Genomic DNA, 21,730 nt, shown 5'->3' with positions numbered 1-21,730 from the left:
GGTGATGCATCGTATTGGAGAACACCCAAGTCTATACAGACTAGCCAAGTGCTAGCACCCGTTGTATGCCGGTTGAGTCAGCCTTTCCTGGGTCTATTTTTCGAGTTCTGAAATTTGGACAGCAACCATGGCCAACACTTTGTCCACGGTGGATGCGTCTGTTTTACGAAGGTATGACACGGCAAGCAGCGTCAAAGGATGAACTCCCATGACTTCAGCCAAGTCATCTACTTTGTTCAGCGTCGGAGACTGGATCTTCCTCTCCAAGGTACTGACATAAGTTCGGCTTGAAATAAGACCGAAGGCCTCTTGGCTCAACCCCTTCGATTTGCGAATAGTTCGAAGTGCAGCGGCGAAGTTATTCCGTGGCTCGGTGGCATTTGACATCCACTCCGATTAATTAGCAATGACATCTATAGAGCTACAATCTATAGTGTTCATTTAGAGTCTCTATGTTCTTCACCCGCACCGCATTTCGCTCTCCTATTTCAAACCTGTTCTGCGAACCTGGCGAGACTGTCTGGTCCGCAGCCGAACTGACATTGCAGCAAACGTGGTTTCTGGCCTACTTTGAGCATTTTGAGGTACCTGGAGATACGGAGTTTGCGTGTGGCCGCACGATGTTATTCGCCGAGTTCAGTGGTGTTGAGGAGTTGATCGGCTTAGGGCCGGAAAGTGGTATCCACTTGAAGTCGGTGCACATCCTCACCCCCGGACATGTCAACGGAACCGATACCTGGAAAATGGACCAGATTGGTGTGGTTTGGTCGGGTCGTGAGCCCGACGCCGAATACATGCCAATGGATGTTTTTGAAACTACCTCTGGCGAGAGGTATCCTGCTTCGTTCGTTGGAAATAACGCGGTTGAGTTTCAGCTGGATGCCGTGAAATTCAAATTCACCAATTGACTTTCTGAGGTGTTTTTAGCGAAACCAGTAGCCAAAAATGACTGCTAGCTTTCGACGTGACCAATGAAAATCCAGCTTGCCTCTGATCTGCATTTGGACCTCCTGCACCCGCGTTGGCCCGAGGAGCAATTGATCTCACTGGCCTTGGATGTGGATGTCCTAGTTTTGGCCGGAGACATACACCAAGGTGCCCTGGCCATGGATACCTTCGCACCTTGGGCATCGAACAGGAAAATTCCCATCGTCTACGTGGCCGGCAACCATGAGTTCTATGGGGAAACGCTGGGCACCGTGGTTCAACACCTACGGGAATCCTCGGCCGCAGCCGGAATTCATTACCTGGAACGGGATGTGATCGTCATCGGTGGTGTTCGCTTTCTGGGATGCACGCTATGGACAGACTACCGATTGCGGTCTATGTACACCCAGGAACACGTGATGGAGGAAGTCCAGGGGCGTTTGATGGATCATCAACGAATACACACCGATTCTGGACTGTTTGCCCCCCAGGATGCCCTGAAGCAACACCTTGTATCACGGCAATGGCTGGCGGAGGAGCTGGCCAAGCCATTTGAAGGGAAGACCGTGGTGGTTACCCACCATGGGCCCCATCCTTTGTCTGTTCATCCTCGGTACGTAGGAGACAAGCTCAATGCGGCCTATGTCAGCGACCTGTCGCAGCTGATGCCCCATGTAGACCTTTGGCTCCATGGCCATGTCCATGACTCTTTTGACTACCAGATAGGGCGGTGTCGGGTAGTGGCGAATCCAGCGGGGTATGTCCGCAACCGGGCCTCGGTGGCATCCAGGGAGGACTTTGTGTTCGAGAACCAGGCTTTTGACGCAGAGCTGGTGATCTCCTTGGGCTGACTTGCAACGCATTTTTGTCTTCCCATAACCTGATATCCCAAGAAAGCGATCGCTGCCATGACCACGATAAATGTCTTGACACCGCTGGGTGCTGTACGTAATCCGCTCCAATTGCGCCTCAGTTAAGGAGATGTTCGCATGAAGCTCTTCGCATTCCGATCGCAACAGACTCGTCGTATCGTGAAAGACAGCATTCGGATGTACTTTGCACCCGTGATAGGTGCGTTTAAAGGCATTCGTGCCGAACTGAAAAAGGCCGACCGGAACGTTCAACATCATCGCAGCGCAGAAGCTAAACTCAAGAAGGATAGGCACATCGTGCCCGAGTAGCATGGCTGTTCTGCTGCCCTCCCCAAGGATGAAATAGTGCTGAAATCGCCTCACTCGACTCGATTCCAGCGCCGAACCGATGCCACGAAAACTGTCAACACAAAGCGCTCAATGGTGGAGCGAACCATGAGGTTGCGTCAGGATGGCTTGTACTGGACCAGCGAATGTTCCTCGGGTAAGTCCGATTCTTCTCTCATTCCGCAGTGGCACCAACCGACGATCCTGTGACTTTGGGCGGAAATAACTGTCCGGTGACAGGCTAGGGACCAACCCGTTCACGACATTGCGATCACGCGCTGTGGCTCGATCTGTGAGGTCGATTTTTTATAACGTTTCCGTTCCTAGATTGGAATTTCGAGATTTAGCACAGCCTCGACTGATTGCAGACTTATGTAGTGCTCAAAAGCAGTCTTTAACTGACGGTCGGGCTGGGCGCGAAGTAGATGGCTATTCTGGATCACTGGCAGAAACATGCGCTCCTGCTTCCAGCCGCGCCCGTGAAATGTTCAAGGCTTGCTGGTGATTTTGGATTTTTGGTACGCGGCGAAGCTCGCGCAATTCTTGTCCCGCGCTTTGTACTCAAGGTTCTCAATATGTTCCACCGTCGTAGTAGCCAGCGGAAACGACACTATGCTATTCACACAAGGCTGGAACAAGAAAACGCGGCTGGCACTGAAATCAACCTGATAGCCACTGGCCACCTCTCTTCCATCGCGCAGCACTTTTACACAGTTGGCCAATCGATTTTTGTCGATCTGTTTTGGGTTGACATGCATGGCACAACCCACGGGATCAAGAACCTCATTTTTTGCTCTTGTCATCCCTGTGGAAGAGCCTAAAAAAGGAACAAACGCAACGAGTAGCGCCCCTACCACCAGAACGAACCATACAGTCGCCGTCGCTATTTGAAAAATTGCGATGATGGTCAGGCTAATTATCGAGCCCGAATATCCAAACAGTCGATTGTTTCGGTCCTGTTTGAGTTTTGCCAGAACCGCGGCCCCTTTGCTGACTACAAATCGCGCAACGCGTACTAGCCAAGGGCAGTTGCGATGTACAAAATCCTTGCTGTAGTCCGCAGCTTGACCAATCACCTTTCGTACGCTGCCCAAGTGCTGTACACAGTAAGCCAACACTGCGGTAACAATAGAAATCACTTCGAGTAGCGGGGCATTGTCTTGCAAGAACCTATCCCAGAGTCTGAGTTGGGACTCCAAAGTCCAAAACTTGGTAAGCCCATCGATTAAGGTCATGAAGGGGCGCCAACTGCGCATTAAGAAATCCACTGGCGTTCGTTGGAGGTCTTCGGGATTCAGACCAAGTGCATCCAAGTACGCCAAGTCATATCCATAACCCAGCAGAGTTAGGTTCAACGTGACTATGGTTAAAGCGAGGGTCAACCATGTGGCGATGGTGGTGGCGAGAGATGCTTTTGAGCTAGAGGGTTTCAGTCTTGCGGAGCGAGGCATACGTATGTGAAATTGTGGTCAAGATGACCAGTCGTGAAAAATAGCGAGGGGAGTTTATGGACGACAGAGCCATACTAAGTTCCGATTCGCCGGTACGTGCCAATCTTTCCGCTGGGTAGTTCACGCCTCTGCAGACATCACAGCTTTCGCAGGTCAAACAGCAGCTGCAGCTGCAGCTGGATAGGATTAAAGAGTAGTCGGGCGCGCACCTCAGGCATCTTTAGTTCGGCAATGGCTGCGGAAGAGTCATGCAAGATCGTTGCGAAATCCGGTTCACAGCCACCCAGGCATATGTCGAAGGCTTTTCGCCAATCATGCTTTTCTAACTGGCACTGGCGGGTTCTCGGCTGGCGCAGTCGCTCAACAGCATTTTCAGATAAGCACCTAGCGGGCAAAACGAAGTCAGAAAGAGGCTCTGACTGGTCTCAGTGCTTCCACCGCTTCAAGGCGTCTCTGTATGGCTTGGACAGATGTTTTACCCTGCCGGAGAAAAACCGACCTTGAAATATGCGTACCGGCTTGTCGCTGATAAGTAGACCTTCAGAATTGCGAGGGAAGGAAAAATACACCCGCTGACCCACTTTGAACTTGCTGGCTGGAGGCAGTTGGAATAGGCCAGTCTTGCCTAAAGTTGTAGTCCAAGACATTTGCGGGCGCTCCTTTCCCTATTGCGGGTCAGTTTCACCCTGCAGTTTCTTCTGGACTTCGCGCTTGCCCATCTTCATGACCCCGACGATCTTCTGCAGCTGTGCTGCCCGGGGCTTGGCAGCTCCCGCTTCCCACTTGTGCACCGATAGGTAGGACACATCCAGCAGGGCCGCCATTTGGGCCTGAGTGATTCCCCATTTGGCGCGCAGCGCAGCCAGTCGTGCTGCGCTGAAGCGAATGCTCGGTGCCGTCGGCGCGTCTGCTGCAGAGACTTCCTTGCTGCCCACCTTCGCCGCTCTGGTTGTAGCCTTGAGTGCGGAGACCAACGATTTGACTTGGCGTTTCAATGCGGCGATTTCCGATCGATGGGTTGTCGTCGCTTTGCGCAAAGCCAATAACTCGTCCTTGAGCTCTTTGCGGGCCACACGGGCGATTTCAGACTTGAGGGAATTGATCAATGGATTCATTTTTTGAATACTAGTCCTGAAATGCAAAAAGCGGCACTGTTCTTTACAGCTGCCGCCTCTCTTTTTGAAACCGACCGATTTACTTCTTTTTATTCACTGCGACCTTGAAGGCTGCACCGGCGCTGAATTTTGGCACAGTGGCGGCGGCAATCTTCAGTGCTTCGCCGGTGCGGGGGTTCTTGCCCTTGCGTGCGGCGCGCTTGGTGGCCTTGAAGGTGCCAAAGCCAATCAGCTGCACGTCTTCTTTCTTAGCCACGGTCTTGGTGATGATTTGCAACAGGGCATCAATGGTGCGGCCAGCGGCAGCCTTGGACATGTCGGTCTCTTTGGCCAGGGCTTCAATCAATCCAGCTTTGTTCAATTTAATACTCCAGAAAATAAAAGGGGTGGGGCAAATTTTGACACAAGGGATTGAAATGGAGTCGCAATATTGGAGAGCACGAGGTTTCTGGCTTTGAGCTAGCTGCCTGGCCACGCTCAAGTTCATATGTCCTGTGCCTACTGCGATCGAACCTTGGGCATAAAGCAGCCTGCGTTTAGCTTGCGATTTAAAGCTTACCGCAAGCAACAAATACTTTGCCGGGCGGCTCGGAGTTACAGCCGAAAAAATCGGCAAAATGACGCCATGGATAACAAAATAGAGCAGGGCGAGGATGGGGAGAGTTTCGAGTCGTACTTTCGCGACCCCACCCAAGCGGCAGAGTCTCCATTAGCCTGGGCGATTTGCCAGCGCGTGGAACTTCTGGACGCTTTGCGCGGACTGTTCAGCGGCCCCCGGCCCGTTGTACAACTCCGTCTGTGGTGTTTCATGGAGCTGGCTAGCATTCCTCAGGCACGCATCACCCGTGATGATCTCAATCAGCTCTTTCATGCCTTATTGCCTGGGGCCATTGATAACACCCTCAAACGACTGAGAGACACAGGCCTTGTTGTCTGGGACGCTACTGCCCAGGACTATCACCTCTCCGGTTTGGCCCAGCAGATTCATGGTTTGTTGGCACCTATGACGCGGATCGTGAGTGATGATGATGAGCTCGCCCCCTTGTTGGCGCAGATTGCGGGCGCCCAGACATTGGGCTTGGCGGATGCGGGACAGTTGAGACATCTGCATGCCCAATTGGCGCGATTGCATGACGAATTTTCTGACGCAATCACCAGTGGTTCGGAGGCTCGATTGCGAGAGGCGCAGCCGCGGTTTGAGAGGGCGCTAACCTTGGTTGATCGTGCGGGTCAGGCCCTGACTGCGCTCATTCGCACCGAAAGCGATGACGCGCGCTTGGAGCGCGAGGCAAGGGCACTGGGGCATGCGCAAGCGCGTTTGCTATCGATGGCCAGTCAATTCACCCGTGCCATGCAGCAAGTTGATCGGCAGCGCGTGACACTGGGTAGTACGGGCGTTACTAGTTCAGACGTTAGGCAGTGGCTTAGAGAGCAGGCAACCTTGCATGAGCTCTTGGGAGACGCACTTTCTCTAGGCGTGTATCCGGTGTTCCTTAGCCAGCATGATTTGATGGATGTCGCCGAAGGTGAGCTGGAACGAGACCGTCCTGATCCGCAGCGCTCGAAAGGGTTGCCTCCGCCAAACATCGCAGGTAGTGGCGAAATGGAGGTTCTTCGCATGCCACCAGAGCTAGAAGCGTTGATCAACAAGCTTTCAGACTGGAGTGAGTTGGGAACCAGTGCCGCGTCGGAGCCACGCCATCTGCATGAAGTGGTCCTGGGTGGTCGTTTCGCGCAAGCAGCCTATCGCATGCAGTTGCTTCCGCTGCTTGGGGATGCCCAGGCCCAAACATTGAAGGGCCAAACGGGCGAACTGGCTCGGTCGGGTTGGAAGACCGTATTCGAAACTGCGGTCTTTAAAGTAGATGACCCTCATGTTGAGGCTATGAGCAAGGGTCATTTGGAAATCAATCTCAGCGAAAAGAATGAACACAATGGATGATGCAGCACTATTGGCCGCCGAGCTTCTGGCTCGGCGATGGCTACCTCGCCAACACCCGCGGGTCAAACGCGCACTGGTAGATGCAGATTTGTGGAAATCTGTTGAAGACCGACTGTCGCAGGTGGGTCTTCGGCTAGTCGATAACATCCATGCAGACCACGTAAGCACTGCCATGATCCGCAGCGTAGAGCACGTTGTATTCGGCGAAAGTGGGTTGAACAACCACAATAATATTGATCTACCAAAAGATGCCGTTTCCCTGTTGGTTGTACTGTGGGCATTGATCATCCTCCCCAAGCGCGAGCGACAGGCAGCACGTGATGCAGATGCTGAGAATGCACAGCAGAATGAGATGTTTGGTATCGATCGACCGATGCCAAGCGCTGAAAGCGTGAGCCCCTTGATTTCCTACAAAGCGCTGCTGTCGGACTTTGGAAATCAGTTGGGCAAGAAGACTCGGTTGGATGGCAATCTGAAACGGCTAGAAAACCACGGCCTGATTGGTCGCAAAGGTGAAGACATTGTTGAGGGGCCTTTGCTGGATCTGCTGCTGGATTACGACGTACTGGCTCCTCGCATTCTGGATGGCACCCTCAGTGCAGTATTGGCCAAAGCGCGTGCAGAAGAGGCCAACACTGCTGAACTCTCCCAGAATAATTCCGAAGTCCGTCAGGAAACCTGAAGCATGTTCCATCTCCAATCTCTTGAATTGCTTCACTGGGACTATTGCCAACGGCTGACTTTGCCCCTTGATGGCACGATCATCACCGTTGCAGGCCCCAACGGTTCCGGTAAAACCACTCTGCTGGACGCCATGCGGACACTGTTGGGCCTTGATTGCTCCGGTGGGCGTAGTTACAAAACCTATGCGCGCCACGCCAATGCTGACTCTGCCTGGCTGCGAGCCACGGTAGACAATCGCTCTACGGGCAGGCAAGCATCTAACCGTCCGTTTGCGCGTTGTCTTCTTTACACCGACCAGGTCACACTGGTTTGTCGCATCGAACGTAACGGCGGAGATTGGCAGCGTCGCTATTGCATGGTGGAGGGCGACGTCTCGATCGAAACTCTGGTGCAAATGCCGGAGAAAGATTGGCTTGGAATTGAACATTGGCGCCGTCGGCTTGAAGGAGCTGGCCTCAGTAGAGCCATCGCCAGGGTATTGGCCTTAGAGCAGGGGCAAACAGACCGACTCTGTGAATACTCGCCAAAAGAGCTACTGCGACTGGTATTTGATGTGTTTGGCGACCAAGAGGTACTTGACCGCTATGAGGAGGCCCGCAAACACCAGAGTGATGTAGATAGCGAAGTCGAGACCTCAAAGCGTGACCTTGCTCACGCGGAAGCTCAGCTGGCTCAATTGGACGCGCGGGTCAATCTCTACCGACAATACCAAGACAAGCTCAGAGAACAAGAAAAACTTTGGACCGAAGTGATTCCTGTCCTGGAGTGGAGTGAGGAGCGCAAAGAATTGGCGATCAAGCTCCAGGAACTGCATCGCCAGCGGTTGCAGCATGCAGCGAGCACGCGACAGCAGAAGGAAGATCGGCAGAAGCTCTTGAAACTTTCGCAGGAATTGCAGGGAGCTGGCGGCGACGTTAGACAGTTGGATGTGGATCGTCAGATTGCGATGGCGGCGCTTAACGAGGCTACTGCGCACGAAAAGCCGGTAGAAAAGATAGCAAAAGAGGCCGAAGAGTTGCATGAGTTGGCCAAAGTCGAGAGCAACTCAGATCAGCTTGCCGATCGAATCAAAGAGCTGGAAGCACGCAAGAGTTCCTTGGAGGAGCAGTGGCATACCCAGAGTGGCGATAGGCGGTCTGCTCAGGGCGCGCTGGACAAACTTCAGAACGAGCGTCAAGCACCTCCGCCGGAGGACGTCACCCGTTTTCGACGTGTCCTTCGTGCTGAGGGCATAGAGCATCATCTGTTGGCGGACATCGTAGATATCACGGATCCCCATTGGCGCGCTGCTGCCGAAGGAGTTCTGCGCGGATCGCGATGGGTCGTGATACTTAAAAATAGCGGAGATGAAGCGCGTGCGCTGGCGTTTGCCGAGCGTGAGAGATATCGCCACTATGTGGTGACCGATGCAGTCCGAGCCCCCGCAACTCCTGCTTCACACAGTTTATTGGCGGTGCTGAAAATTTCCGAAACAGCCCCCTCTTGGTTGATCAAGCAACTAGGTCAGATTCGCCGGGTGGAGAACACTGCTGAAGGTGGTCAGGTTGGCGGGGAGTGGATTACCCCGTTGGCGTACTGGCGTGATGGCCGAGGTGGTCGAAGTGTATGGGTTGACCCTGAGCACTATCAATTTGGTGCTGCAGCCATTGGTGCACGGAGAGAGTCTTTGCAGCGCCGACTGGCCGATTTGGATGGAAAACTTCAATTGGTTGCGACAGCGCAATCCGAAAATCAGCGCCAATTGAAAGCTGCGCAAGACGCGACCAAAGGACATCGTGCTGCGGAGGAGTTGGTCCGTCGTGGTGATGAATTTGAGCAAGCGCGTCGGCAATTGCCGCAAGTGCGACAGGCGCGTATTGCCGCTGGCGCTAGATGGACCCAGCTGGACCGCGATTTCCAAACGGCGACGGCGAAAGAGCGAGGTCTTCAGGCAGATTACAACGTCACTCAAACGCGTCTCAGGGATAACGAGTCTGCTGCGGCTAAATATGAACGGGATTGGAATGGGCGACGAACAGAGCTCAGCGAAAGATCGACGCGGAGTCGGGCGAAAAAATCTCAGTTCCCGGTCCGATGGATCAGGAGCGACATCGTGCAAGGCCTGCGGGCGCAATTTTCCAACGCTACGCAAGCACGTTTGCGTGGTGATGCGATCAAGCGTGAGTTGGAGCAGGGGGCCTGGGAAATGGATGCCTCGGTGGAGGAACGACATACGCTGATGGTTGGAAGCGTCAATGTCCAGAAACTGCAGCTCCAGCAGCGTGAAGCCAGCAACGAAGCCGCGCGTGCAGCGGTGGGTAATGCCCGTGAGCGGTATATCGATGTGCTGCGATCCACGATTCGGCGCTACCGAAAGAACATTGTGGAGCTTGGTCAGTTGGCCGGGGTAGAGGTTAGTGCAGATCTACCGCATCTGGACAATGACGACACTGTTTTGCGTCAGGCTGAATTGAAGGTGAATTTTAATTTCGATGGCAAGGGGCAGATTGGACTCAATGACGGCGAGGCGTCGGGTGGGCAACAGGTGATCAAATCGTTGATCCTCCTGGTCGGACTGCTCAAGGATGATGACAACTCCGGCGGCTTCGTTTTCATCGACGAGCCTTTTGCGCATCTGGACGTGCGTAATATTCAGTTAGTTGGACATTTCCTGAAGTCAACCCGTGCGCAATACGTTCTGACCACGCCAATTACTCACAACGTAGAAGTGTTTGAGCCTGCGGACGTGACTCTGGTGACGTCCAAGAAGTTACCCGGCGCGCGGTGGGCCCCACCCATTGGGGTGCTTCAGCGTCGTGCTGCAACGCATTGATTTATGAATTGGCTGGATACTTCTATTCGGCGAGGAGTGCGGCAGCGTTGCGCGTCACATGAGCCACCCAAAGCACTATCCCTTTTATCGAGAGAGAGCACCGACCTTCTGGCTGCATGGGTGCGTAAGGACAACTTGACGCGTGGACGCGATGCCTTGCTCAAAGATGCGGGTTCTTCGAATATCGAGCGCGCGGAAGAGCTATCGGACTGGCTTCTTCGCGAAGGATGGATTTCTCGGAAAGAGAAGCTGCAGGGGGGGAGTTGGCAGTGGGAGAGCCTCACTTGGCGTGATTTGGATTCCCTCAAATCTCTGTTGGGCGTGGGGAGCAGGAGTACACGCGAAGACGCAAAACTTCAGGTTATGGAGCAAGCTCGAACCTGGCTTAGAGATTCTGGTGAGCGCATTGATATAAACCTCCGAGGAGCCATAGAACTGGCAGTCAGTCAACTTGGGAGTGACGGCGCGCTGAAGATCGAAGTTTTGGCAACCAGGCTGGGACTACTAGAGTCTTTGGCTACTTGGCATAACGAGCAGATGCGGGGAACCCGTCGAGACTTTGCGCTGCATGCTGGTGACCATACGAAGTCTCTTGGTGCAGGTGACTGGAAGTGGTTAGAGAGACACTTTGATCTGGAAGATATTGGGATCACAAAATTCATTCCAGTCATTTGGTTGGCGGGAGATGCAACCCTTGTATGGGAGCAGGGCGTTGTCGATTTATTGCCAGTGCGTTGCATTTCCATCCCGTTGGAGGATCTGCTGAGAGCCACTGCAATCGAGAGGAGTCCAGATCACTGGTGGCTAATTGAAAACTGGACCAGTTTTGAGCGTCAATCGCAGGCCATCCCTCCGGGGACACTCCTGGCCTGGTTACCCGGCCGGCCGTCTGGGGACTGGCTTGGAACCATTAGGCATCTCTTGAGCCTGGCACCGGTGCCGTTGAAAGTTAGTGCGGATGCTGATCCTTCGGGCGTAGATATCGCCTGCACAGTGGGGCAGCTTTGGCGTGAAAAGGGTCTGTCCTGGGCGCCGCATCGCATGGGTTTGGCGGAGTTGGGTGAAACGACTCAAAATTGGGCACTCAATCCATATGATTTTTCACTAATCCAGCGATTACTTTTGAAAGCGGATTTGCCGGTTGAGTTGAAGGAACTTTGCCAAGCCATGTTGGCTAAAGGCCGTAAAGCTGAACAAGAAGGGTGGCTGTAGTCCAAACTAATCGGTGCGGAGGCCTGAAATCACATGTCGTCGCAGCAGATACCAATCGCTGGCCGGCAGCACAAGCAGGGTGGTCGGCAATTGGCGGAATGACAGCCAGTAATTTCCAGCTTACGCAGTCCGGGGAGTCGTTGTGAAATCCTGTAATTTGACTGCAACGGGAGGTCAGTCAGCGGTGAAATAGCCTCATCAGCCATTTGTGGCCTGGCGCAAATGGCGGTTGCCAACCAGTCACAGGGCCCACATGTACGTCGATGTCATATGCAAATTGGTCTTGGTTATAGGGAGCGCCGCGATAGAGAATGACGTTGGCAGATCTTGCTAGCTCACGATAGAGTTCGTTATCGGTCCCGCAACTATAGAGAAGCGCTACTGTTAATCGCTCAGCACCACTTGTTGCAACAACAATGATGTACAGGGCCTGCTTATCTGGCTCACCAACCTTGACGCTCCACCCAGCCTTTCGCAATGGGCGGACTAGATCTTGGATGCAATCCTTCGAAAGAATTGCAGCGCGCAACATGACTCCATCATCTGTGGGGAGTTCCGGTACCAGTCGTCCATGGGATTGAAAGTGCTTTTGCTCATTGAGATTCAAGGTCATCTGCATCTGGCCACGGAACAGTGCTTGTTGCCAAAGCAGCGTGCTGTCCTGATTCATATCAGGGAAAAATGGTGATATCTGATTGGACTCATCGTGCCAAGATTCGATAAAACCGAGCGTTGCCAGCGCGACAACAAGTCGTTCAAAATTCGCTGACTGCTGCCAATCCGATGAGGTTCCGTGCGCGAACAAGTGGCGGTTCAGCCATGTCGAACCATCGTACTTGTCGGTATTTTGGAAGAACGAGCCTTTCAACCACCGCTTGAATGTTTCGAACGCAAATACGCGTTCGTCCTGTCCGAACAGATAGTCGACGCCCAGGTACTCGCACGGCACCCACATTCCGTCGAAGTGCAGTCGGGCTGCTCGAGCACAAGCGCGCTCGAATACTCGATCAATCTGCGCCGGTAACGGTATATCCGGGGAGTCGGCGATGATTCTCTTCAAAGCACCTTCTACAACCGGAATCAAAGCTGCAATGCTTGAAGCCTGATACCCGCTATAAAAGGCGAGGTACGCTTCCCGCGCAAGTGGCACGAACCCGACAAGGCTTCGTGAACAAGGGAGCAATTGAGCAATACATACCGCCTGAAAAGCAAGTGTGTAGACCGTTGAAAAATGGTAATCAAACAACTGGATGGCACGCTCGCGCGAGCAATGCTCTGCCTCTTTAAGTAGTGCCTGGTATTTCCCTTGTGGTATCCAGAGTGGTGAAAACCACTCCATTTTTTCCCAAAGGCGCGCGAGATGGTCCGCTTTGGCCCTGGTGTCCCGCCACTTCAGATCGTCAGTTGCGGAGATCTTTGGTAGGCAAGCCTTACCACCTTCCACTGTCAGAACGATAGCTCTAGTGGTTTGAAAAATTCCCACATCGCGTTCAACGACGTCAAGAACAACAAGCCCTCGTTGCTTTGCCCAGAGTGCAACTGTTGTCGCCTCCAGATCGGCGAGTGTTTCCAGGCCGAGTGCTCTTTGCCAAATGGCTAAAAAATGGGTTTGATGCTTGCTGCCCTTCATATCCAAAGAGTAACCGGATATCACCGCTTACTTTCATGCGTCCCACAGACGCAGTACAGTGATGGGCCGACACCAAGCCGGAGAGCACAAATTAATCTTGTCTTTAGCACTACTGGCGAGCGGATAACCGCTAGGAGTCCTAGTCTAGGTCACAGCCCGACTGCAGAAGGTCGACTTTGTGCAGGCACTTAGGCTTAAAAACTTCGTCAAGTCTTGAGTCAAGCCCTCTCGTGAGAGTGCGGATTGACTGCCTCACGCAATGCCTTGCCCGGTTTGAAATGGACCACTTTTTTCGCTGGAACAACTACAGTAGCTCCACTGCGCGGGTTGCGTCCCATACGCGAGGCACGGTGCATGATCGAAAAGCTGCCAAATCCCCTCAGCTCTATGCGGTGCTCGCGCACCATTGCGTTTGTCATTTCATCCAGGATGGCTGTGACAGCGCAATCAATGTCATGCTGCGTGAATTGACTGAATTGGGCGGTGAGAAGTTCAACAAGGTCTGATCGATTCATTTGCTTCGAAGAATAATTTAACTTACCTAGTCGCAAGCATCAAATTGCTCTCAAAGGCTATCTTTTGTATCGCCTGGGAGCCGGTTTTTAGATGTAGGTTCTTATCGGAGTCAGACAGGGAACGGACGGCCTGCGACTGTGAACACTCTCCAGGTTTCATCGGTGGCTCATGAAGATGACGGAGCATGTGCGATGGCGTAGTCTAGTCGGAACACTGCCACAGCGCCGGCTAGGATTTGGGCTTGCTCGCTCAAGCTGCTAGCCGCAGCAGCGGACTGCTCCACCAACGCAGCATTTTGTTGAGTCATCTGATCAAGCTGACTGACGGACTGACTGACACTGCCTATACCTGACGATTGCTCTGTGGTTGCGTTGCTGATCTCCGTGATGACATGCGTGACATGCTCCACACTGGCCATAATCTCCTGCATTGTGTTACCGGCAGCATCGACTAGCTGGGAGCCGTTCTCCACTTTGGCACTGGACATTCCGATAAGCGTCTTAATTTCCTTTGCGGCTTCGGCACTACGTGCGGACAGCGAGCGTACCTCAGCTGCAACAACTGCAAAGCCGCGCCCTTGTTCACCAGCACGTGCTGCTTCCACGGCTGCGTTCAGCGCCAAAATGTTGGTTTGGAAAGCAATTCCGTCGATCACGCCGATGATGTCATTGATTTTGAGTGACGCGGCATTGATCTCGTTCATATTGGAGACAACTTGCGACATGATGTTGCCACCGCGTTGGGCAAAGTTAGCGGCAGAGCTTACGAGCTTCCGCGCTTGAACTGCAGACTGTGCTGTGTTGCCTACAGTTTTCGCTAGTTCGTCCATAGCGCTAGCTGCATGCTGTAGGTTTGAAGCAGCATTTTCCGTACGGTTGCTTAAATCAAGGTTGCCGCTAGCAATCTCACGCGAGGCATGGGTTATGGATTGTGTGGCTTGACGTATCGTACCCACAGTTTTTCGAAGCTGGCTGATCATCACGTCTAGAGCGGCACTGACCGAGTTGGGGTCCACTTCTGAGCCATTTGCCGTTGCTTTGGAGGACAAATCACCTTCCGCGATGCGGCGCATAGCATCATTGAGTTCTGTGGGTTCGCCGCCCAAATCGCGCCAGACTGAGGTGACAATAACTTTGGAGGCGATTCCTAAGGCAGCCAGTGCCGCCAAGCAAGTGCCGATAACGACCCATAGACCGCGCTGGACGCCCGCGTCTGCCGCATCTCCCGAACTTCGCACTGCTTGCATTGTCTGCTCTTTGCCAGCGCTGATTTGCTTGTCCAGCGCAGTCATATGGGCCTGCATTTGGGTCAGTAGGTTGCCTGGCTCTCTCTTGCCCAGCATAGCGCGTGTAGCACTTAATGCGGTTGATTGGTAGGCAGTAGCCTGATCACGTAGTAGTCCAGCCAGCGTTTCTTGCCCATCAATCTTCGACAGTGTGGCAATCTCAGCCAATGTTGCGGCCCCTAGTGCTTCCACGTCCGATAACCGAGCCTCATCGCCTTCTATGGCGGCAGACTGCAGAGAGTTGCGGAAATTTTCATTGTGACGTTCTATTCTTGTCACAGTTTCCTGTGCCGGGTAATCTCGTGTACGCAAGTGTCCCAACGTCGCTGAGGTATTCGCGCCTACGATGTAGCTGCAGGCGCAACCGATAACGAATACCGTTGCGGCACTGACAGGGAGCATCCAAATTTTTGTTCTAAATTTCATGGTGTTGACCCCGTGGTAGCCTGTTTCGTAAATATCAAGATATGACGCACTCTAAGTAGAGATCGACCTACTACATTGCGGCTCCAGCGCGCGCCCATATCCTGGCCGATTTGAGGAGTGAAGTGCTATTCGATAGAAAGCAGGACCTTAATGCTTCCATCTACCGCCGATTTTTCGATATAGCCAATTGCCTTCGGATCGGCTGCCACAGCCTTTTTCATAGCGGCTGCATCCGCTACTTCTCTTGGCGGTTGGCCTTTGCCGGTAAAAGTTAACCGAGACCATAATGCCTTGATCTGCGGCAAGTCCTTGCCCGTCGCCTGCTTATAGAAGTCAGCGCGAATGGGGGCAGTTTCCGGCAAATCCAGCGGCGTTGATGCCTGACTTTTGCCTGTGTAGATGTCTGAGACCTGATCTTTGGTCAAACCCACCGCGTTGGGGTGACCAATGACAACAATGTCGGCTGCGTACGTCGCACCGAACATGGTCAAGACAATAGCGGTAAGGATATGGCGCACAATTTGATTGTTCAGCATGATTCTTCACCTTAAAACACGAAATCCAGTGACACACTGAGGACATTGACCGATTTGGTCAATGGTGTTTGCTGTTGAACATCACCCGGGGTAATAAAGCTTTGACCGGTCGTGCCTTTTGTGTCAGTACGCTCGAGCTGAAACTTGAGCGCAGCGGATGAGAACGCGTCCCAACGTAAGCCCACGGCGATAGAGTCTTGTGGTGCGTCGTCGCTGGCGGCAGGTTTGACTTCTGCCAGCATCATGTATGGAAGAAATTTTCCGAAGCGGTAGCCTGCCATCAGGTAACTGCCGTCTGCCGCGAAGACTGAATTGAGGTACTTGCCTCGGCGTTGCACCATCTCAGCTTGTAACACCACATTCGCACGATCTACCGAAAAACCTAACCCGGTGAACTCATACAGCTCCTCTGTTTGGCCTGCCGGCATCAGGTTAAGAATGTCCCCTGACAGTTGTGCATAGCCCTGAACTTGTCCCAGCCGCACGGTGTACCAGTCCCCATCCCACAGTAGGTTGATACCTTGGACGTTTTTGACTTCAGTAATGCCCGCAAAATTCCTGGGGCGGTTGATGGAGCTGCTGCCCAGCAGGCCTGTGATAGTGAGTGAATTGCCAGCTACTGGCAAGCGATAACTAAGATCAGCACCGTCCAGCCCGCCGTTGAGAACATCCACGCCATACACCTCGTTAGGCGGGCGAAGCCAAATATTGGCGTAACCCACTTTTCGCGAGTCGGAGACCAGAAAATTGGGCAAATTGAACCTGCCCGCGCGTATTGCCAAACCCTCCAAGGGCGCCAATTTTACAAAGGCCCAGTCAAGTTTGGTGGTCAGCTCTTCCTCGGTTCTTTGTTGAGTTACCGTTTGCACGGTGAACGATAGTTTGTCATTGGCTCTTGCGGTGAGTTGAAGCCCCAAATTGCTGTCTACAAGCGCAGTTCCACTCGTTGTTGCTCCCCTAGCTTGCTGCTCCCGTTTGAATTGGCCCTCATTGGAGTCCGTTTGGACATAGCCCAAGGTTCCGAAACCACTGAATGTGATGTATTCCCCCAGTGGGGTTTCAGCTTGGACGCTGGACGCGCATACAGAAAATGTAAGTGCAGCTATGACATTGAATGACAGATTCATGAATAAGCCCTCGGTTAATCTATTGACACGTGACGTACTTTTGACATTGATCTCCCCACGATTTTTTTATATCCACCTCTACTGAGGAGCACGGAGCTAGCGATGAACAACATAACTACTGTGTCAGTAAATTGCGCATTCGGACTTCATAGTCAATGCCTTGTCGTAGGTATGCGCAATAAAAATATGCGATTCGGAAAGATTGATTTTCATAAGTACGCGTCTCGCAACATTGATATTGGTCGGCGAGGTGAGGGCGAGCATCACCCCAGTGTTTTAGGACTTTCGCCTGACATTTCTCTAGTGGACAAAAAGGTCTGTACGTAGCTTTGACTGCCTGTCGGAATTTTTTATAGAAGTCTCCCTTCGGCGCCTTGTGAGAAAAAAAGATCTTTTCAAGTTCAAAAAATAGGACTTGCCGATGACTGCACAAAAGAGCACGCCATCACAAAAAAAGAGCACAACTTCTTCAAATATTATTTGAAGAAAACTGTCTGCGAGTAATTTCTATACGATCCATGATTTCTTACTCAAGCAAGTAAAAGCTTTAAGCGCGCGGCCAGAAATGGCACGCTGCGAACCCGTACTCCGGTGGCATCGAATACTGCGTTCCCCAAAGCTGCTGGAACTGGAGCCGACGAAGCTTCCCCCGCCCCGACTGGAGGATGGTCCAAGCGCTGTAAGAGCTCAATATCCAGTTGTGGGACCTCTGGAAAGCGCAACAGAGGGTAGCTCGCCCAGTCGACGCTTGTTACACGATCACGGTCGCAGGTGGTCTCCTCATGCAGTGTGCGCGACAGAGTCTGCAAAATATTGCCTTCGACCTGTGCGCGTACAGCGTCAGGATTGATCATCAGTCCACAGTCGTGCACACATGCCACACGTTCAACACGGATCATGCCGCTGCGACGATCTACCGCTACCTCCATTCCCACTGCTACAAAAGCCTCGCTGTCTTTGTAGTGGATGTATGCCATGCCGCGTCCGCGCACTTGCGTTTTTCTCCTGTCAGGTGCGGGAGAGGGACGAATTTTCCAATTCATTAGAGAGGCCAGTCGCTGAAGCACCTCACGTCCACGCGGGGCTTCTAGATCGCGCAGGCGAAATTCGAGTGCGTCGATGCGAGCACGGGAAGCTAGTTCATCGACGAAGCTTTCAACCGCGAAGCAGTTTGCTACCTTGCCCGGTGCACGGATATGTGCTGGGCGCAATGGCGCCTTGTCTAGCCAATGCGCGAGCACCCGCACGGATTTTGCGATGTAGGGTGGGTTCCCATTTTGGCTGATTTGACCAGTAGCTAACCCTCGCGGCTGTGGCAATCCGGCAGCTTGCGGACTAAGCAATGGAATCCATGGAAGCTGAGCCGTAGCGCGTGGAAACCACATCTCTGTAGACCAAGTGTCAATATGTCCATCAGAGGTTAGGTTGGCGCTGAGCTCGAGGAGCTGCGGGGGGCCCTTGGGATCCCATCCCAGCTCGTCTTGGCGGCTCCATTGCACACGTACCGGACGCCCGAGCGCCTGCGAGATCATGGCGGCTTCAATGCTTGCATCGTCATGGCCGTTCATACCGTAGCAGCCTGCGCCATCGATGTAAACAATGCGAATATTCGAGGCCGGCATGCCTAGGGCTGCGGCACAAGGGGCTATGAGTCGATGGCTAGCTTGCGAAGACGTCCATATGGTGGCTGAGTCCGCTTTCACGTCCGCTACCGAGCACGACGGGCCAATCGATCCGTGAGATTGCATAGGCCAGTAGTAGGTAGCTTGGTGTCTTTGAGAGTCCGACCGAAGTGTGTCCTGCCGTTCTACATTGCCCTTCTCAAACAATGTTTCCTCTGCGATGAATGGGCCTGCCCGCACCCACTTGGGCACATCCTCGTGGATGACGAGTTCATCGCCCTCACTCCACTGTGTCTTGAGTTCACGGGCTGCACGAATTGCTGCCCATTCGTCGACGGCGATAACAGCGAGGAAGTTGTTAATCCGCAGCACCCGCGTATTCGGCAAATGCCCAATCGAGGGTTCGTTGATTGACATTAGCGCTGCGTTCATTGCCGGTGGCCGCAATACGCGCGCATGGAGCATACTGGGCAAGGTGAAGTCTTGCAGGAATACATGCTGGCCGGTGACTTTGGCCGGTACATCCGGACGGGGCAGCGATTTACCAACAAGCACGTAATCTTTTGTGAGCTTCAGCGCTGCGTTTTTGTTTACCATCAGCTTCAAGGGAAAAAATTCGCCTGGAGCTGTAACTGTGAGTTCCGCAATAGTGAGTATCCGGCCATCGGCGGCGAACACCAGGCCATCGCGCAATTCCATCGATGACGCGTTTGCCCCCAGTCGTTTACTGGCCAATGCCAGAATTTCCTCGCGCAATGTGGCTGCTGCCAGACGTAACTCGATGCCTCCTCGCATAACACCGGTACTGCCGACAGTAGGTCCTTGGTTGGGTGTAAGCGCTGTGTCGCCTTCCACGAGGTCGATGCGAGCGACCGGCAGAGATAACTCTTCACCGACCATCTGACGCATTGCGATGCGGTGCCCCGTTCCGAGATCCACTTTGCCGGAGTAAATGATCAATGATCCATCCGGACGCAATGCGAGAAAAGAATCAACCCGATTTAAAGATAGCGTCCCGCGTGGGATTTGTTGCGCCAATGTCGGCTTCTCAAAGCCCAGCATAGAAAATGCTACAAAGCAGAAGCATCCCTTCAATATGTTGCGCCGAGAGTTGTCCATTACGTTCCTCTCTTGTTTGCAACTCGGGCAACAGCCTTCAGTACACGCTCGTGAGAACCACAGCGGCACAGGTTGCCTGACAGTGCGTCCTGTGCTTGTTCGCGGGTTGCATGGGGGTGGCTCATTAGCAGGGCGACTGATGTCATCACCATACCGTTTGTGCAGTAGCCGCATTGAGCTGCCTGCTCTGCGATAAAGGCCGCTTGTACGGGGTGGGGGGCGCTAGGCGTACCAAGCCCCTCATTTGTAGTGATCCGTTTGCCGACAGCGTTGGACAGGCTGATTAGGCAAGAGCGTGTTGGCTGGCCGTCGATTAACACCGTGCATGCACCGCATTGCCCTAGTCCACAACCAAACTTGGTGGCCGTTAGGTGAAGTTCATTTCGCAAGGCGTAGAGTAGTGGCATGGTGCCGTCCCACGCTGGTACAGAGACTGTTCTGTTATTTACTGTCAGACGATACTGGTCCATGATGGCCTCGTGTGATTCTTGGGTGTTTTTCCCGCATAGTTTTGCGCGAAAATAATGACTTTGACCCACCGCTAGGAATTCGCAACGAAGGTGAAAATCGATAGATGGCGCGCGGGACTAGGTAAATGTTCAGAGACTGCCAGCAGCAGCAGCGGCGTTCTTCGTGTGTCTGATGAAGCGGAGCGGCTGGTAAATGCTGAATTTGATCTTTGTGAAAACTAAATTTCGCGGACATCAAAAGTGAATAAGTTCTATTCATCAGTTCCTCCCGTTTTGGCCGCTGCTGTCACCTCAGCCAAGATGTTGAGAACTTCGCTGGCCCTATCCAGATCAGAAGCGGAGAAAAGAGCTGCAGTTCGAGACGCATACTTCTTCCAACGTGTGTCTATGGCACCAAACTTGGCTCGACCAGCCGCGGTCAAGACATAAAGTGGAGATCGCTTATGAACAGGGTTAGGACGTGTTTCAACCAAACCTGATTCGGCGAGTAAATTGAGTTGCTTCTGGGCACCCTGTCGGGTAACACCCATGCGGGCTGCGATCTGAGGTGTGGTCAGTGGGTGATCTGCGAGCGCAAGTGCACCCAGCATTTGCCAGCGGGCGCTGCTCAGTTCCTCTTGGGCTGCGAAATCATCTCCCCAGTCGATAAGCACGCCATGAACCCTGAATACGGTCAAAACTAAATCGGTAAACTTGTCCGCCTTTGTACGTCGCATTCCCCCCCCCCTTCCCATCAAATTGAATAAGCAACTTGTAAAGCTGGCAATTTAGGTGTAATCCGCTCAGCTGCCGGAGAGCGCGGCCCGATTAGCTGCCAACCAATCTGCGAACGGTTGTGGTTTGCGTCCAGTGATCTTCTCGAAGTCTGCGCTGACGTGGCCCATCTGACCGGCAGCCACGTTCGCATCAAAGGATGCCAGCAGCTGAGCAAAGTGCTCGGGTACCCCCCCTCTGATCATGCCGCGAAGGAGATCTTCGGGGGATACGGGGATGAACTGAATGGGTTTGCCGATTGCCGAGCTGAGCTGCTGAGCCTGCTCCGCGGCGGTAAACGCCTGGGCGCCACTGATCGTATAGGTAGTCTTGCCCGGAGATGGGTTAGCAAGTTCGTGCGCCGCAGCCAGCGCCAAGTCATCGCGCGCGATATCGGCGACTTTCCCATCACCAGCGGCACTGAACCACTTGCCACCACGCTCCATAACACTGGGTAAAAGCATTTGGAGGTTCTCAAAGTACCAATGATTGCGCAGCACCGTCCAACTACTGAGTTGACTCGCACTCAGCGCAGCCTCTGTCTCTGCGTGGTCGGGAGCGAACAGAACGAGGGAACGCTGCGGATCGGGCATTGAGGTATAGATCAGATGCTCAACGCCGGAGTTCTCAGCGGCTGCAATAGCGCGTTGATGTTGTTGCACACGTTGACCGGACGCATCGGCATCTGTGCTGATTAACAACACCCTGCCGGCACCCTGGAATGCGCGAACGAGCGACGCTTCGTTGTCGAAGTCCGCCGCCCGTACATCGACACCGCGTGCTGCCCAGGCGGCAAGACTGTCGGGCTTGCGCGTGGTTGCGATGACCTGTTGAGGGGAAACCTTCAGCGTGTCGATCAGGTGGCAGAGGACACGTTGACCGAGATGGCCTGAGGCTCCGGTGA

Annotated in this window: 20 protein-coding genes; 7 read left to right on the top strand and 13 right to left on the bottom strand. The window is 53.4% G+C overall.

Going from position 1 to position 21,730, the window contains the following annotated elements:
* Positions 1-93: 93 nt before the first annotated feature.
* Positions 94-387 carry a helix-turn-helix domain-containing protein gene (locus C5F53_RS18000; RefSeq protein WP_105262788.1) on the bottom strand — a complete coding sequence of 98 codons (294 nt, stop codon included), beginning with the start codon at positions 385-387 and terminating at the stop codon, positions 94-96.
* A gap of 65 nt (positions 388-452) precedes the next feature.
* Here C5F53_RS18000 and C5F53_RS17995 point away from each other — a divergent pair, with 65 nt between their 5' ends.
* The 3 genes from C5F53_RS17995 (at position 453) to C5F53_RS17985 (ending at position 2,108) form a co-directional block, all read left to right on the top strand.
* Complete coding sequence (locus C5F53_RS17995; RefSeq protein WP_105262787.1) at positions 453-908, top strand: hypothetical protein; 456 nt, start codon at positions 453-455, stop codon at positions 906-908.
* Positions 909-971: 63 nt separating this feature from the next.
* Entirely contained in the window at positions 972-1,778 is an 807-nt protein-coding gene (locus C5F53_RS17990) for a metallophosphoesterase (protein WP_105262786.1), read from the top strand.
* Positions 1,779-1,916: 138 nt separating this feature from the next.
* The gene (locus tag C5F53_RS17985) at positions 1,917-2,108 is read left to right on the top strand and encodes a hypothetical protein (protein ID WP_105262785.1); all 192 of its coding nucleotides are present in this window, start codon (positions 1,917-1,919) and stop codon (positions 2,106-2,108) included.
* A 506-nt stretch (positions 2,109-2,614) separates the two neighbouring features.
* Here the strand turns inward: C5F53_RS17985 and C5F53_RS17980 are convergent.
* The 3 genes from C5F53_RS17980 to C5F53_RS17970 form a co-directional block, all read right to left on the bottom strand.
* The gene (locus tag C5F53_RS17980) at positions 2,615-3,577 is read right to left on the bottom strand and encodes a hypothetical protein (RefSeq protein ID WP_105262784.1); all 963 of its coding nucleotides are present in this window, start codon (positions 3,575-3,577) and stop codon (positions 2,615-2,617) included.
* A gap of 665 nt (positions 3,578-4,242) precedes the next feature.
* Entirely contained in the window at positions 4,243-4,692 is a 450-nt protein-coding gene (locus tag C5F53_RS17975; protein WP_105262783.1) for a DNA-binding transcriptional regulator, read from the bottom strand.
* A gap of 79 nt (positions 4,693-4,771) precedes the next feature.
* Positions 4,772-5,053, bottom strand: a complete 282-nt coding sequence (locus C5F53_RS17970; RefSeq protein WP_105262782.1) for an HU family DNA-binding protein — start codon at positions 5,051-5,053, stop codon at positions 4,772-4,774.
* Positions 5,054-5,317: 264 nt separating this feature from the next.
* Between C5F53_RS17970 and C5F53_RS17965 the strand changes: the two genes are divergently transcribed.
* The 4 genes from C5F53_RS17965 to C5F53_RS17950 all read left to right on the top strand — a co-directional run bounded on the left by C5F53_RS17965 (position 5,318) and on the right by C5F53_RS17950 (position 11,342).
* Positions 5,318-6,634: a hypothetical protein gene (locus C5F53_RS17965; protein ID WP_105262781.1), complete on the top strand. Its 1,317-nt coding sequence runs from the start codon at positions 5,318-5,320 to the stop codon at positions 6,632-6,634.
* A complete protein-coding gene (locus tag C5F53_RS17960; protein WP_370446752.1) occupies positions 6,627-7,316 on the top strand; it encodes a hypothetical protein in 690 nt (229 codons plus the stop codon). The genes C5F53_RS17965 and C5F53_RS17960 overlap by 8 nt, the downstream gene beginning before the upstream one ends.
* A 3-nt stretch (positions 7,317-7,319) precedes the next feature.
* On the top strand, positions 7,320-10,130 hold the full coding sequence (locus C5F53_RS17955) for an ATP-binding protein (protein ID WP_105262779.1): 2,811 nt from the start codon (positions 7,320-7,322) through the stop codon (positions 10,128-10,130).
* A gap of 120 nt (positions 10,131-10,250) precedes the next feature.
* Positions 10,251-11,342: a hypothetical protein gene (locus C5F53_RS17950; protein WP_236635434.1), complete on the top strand. Its 1,092-nt coding sequence runs from the start codon at positions 10,251-10,253 to the stop codon at positions 11,340-11,342.
* A 178-nt stretch (positions 11,343-11,520) separates the two neighbouring features.
* Here the strand turns inward: C5F53_RS17950 and C5F53_RS17945 are convergent, their stop codons facing one another.
* From C5F53_RS17945 to C5F53_RS17905, 9 genes are all read right to left on the bottom strand, one after another.
* Complete coding sequence (locus tag C5F53_RS17945; protein WP_236635433.1) at positions 11,521-12,996, bottom strand: hypothetical protein; 1,476 nt, start codon at positions 12,994-12,996, stop codon at positions 11,521-11,523.
* 194 nt (positions 12,997-13,190) lie between these two features.
* Positions 13,191-13,487, bottom strand: a complete 297-nt coding sequence (locus C5F53_RS17940) for an integration host factor subunit beta (protein WP_105262776.1) — start codon at positions 13,485-13,487, stop codon at positions 13,191-13,193.
* Positions 13,488-13,654: 167 nt separating this feature from the next.
* Positions 13,655-15,199 (bottom strand): methyl-accepting chemotaxis protein, encoded by a 1,545-nt coding sequence (locus tag C5F53_RS17935; protein WP_105262775.1) that lies wholly within the window; start codon positions 15,197-15,199, stop codon positions 13,655-13,657.
* 125 nt (positions 15,200-15,324) lie between these two features.
* The gene (locus C5F53_RS17930) at positions 15,325-15,735 is read right to left on the bottom strand and encodes a hypothetical protein (protein ID WP_236635432.1); all 411 of its coding nucleotides are present in this window, start codon (positions 15,733-15,735) and stop codon (positions 15,325-15,327) included.
* An 11-nt stretch (positions 15,736-15,746) separates the two neighbouring features.
* Positions 15,747-16,862, bottom strand: coding sequence for a porin (locus C5F53_RS17925; protein WP_105262774.1), 1,116 nt, complete (start codon positions 16,860-16,862; stop codon positions 15,747-15,749).
* 530 nt (positions 16,863-17,392) lie between these two features.
* Entirely contained in the window at positions 17,393-19,603 is a 2,211-nt protein-coding gene (locus C5F53_RS17920) for a molybdopterin cofactor-binding domain-containing protein (RefSeq protein ID WP_105262773.1), read from the bottom strand.
* Entirely contained in the window at positions 19,603-20,073 is a 471-nt protein-coding gene (locus C5F53_RS17915; RefSeq protein ID WP_105262772.1) for a (2Fe-2S)-binding protein, read from the bottom strand. Before C5F53_RS17915 ends, C5F53_RS17920 begins: the two co-directional genes overlap by 1 nt.
* A 251-nt stretch (positions 20,074-20,324) precedes the next feature.
* On the bottom strand, positions 20,325-20,789 hold the full coding sequence (locus C5F53_RS17910; RefSeq protein WP_105262771.1) for a MarR family winged helix-turn-helix transcriptional regulator: 465 nt from the start codon (positions 20,787-20,789) through the stop codon (positions 20,325-20,327).
* A 66-nt stretch (positions 20,790-20,855) separates the two neighbouring features.
* The coding region (locus C5F53_RS17905; protein WP_105262770.1) for an SDR family oxidoreductase at positions 20,856-21,730 on the bottom strand (875 nt) is incomplete at its 5' end.

It is taken from the genome of Rhodoferax sp. TS-BS-61-7 (genome assembly GCF_002943465.1).
Classification (GTDB): domain Bacteria; phylum Pseudomonadota; class Gammaproteobacteria; order Burkholderiales; family Burkholderiaceae_C; genus Allorhodoferax.
Note: the sequence above shows the minus strand (reverse complement) of the source record. Positions and strands in the feature narration are given on the sequence as shown.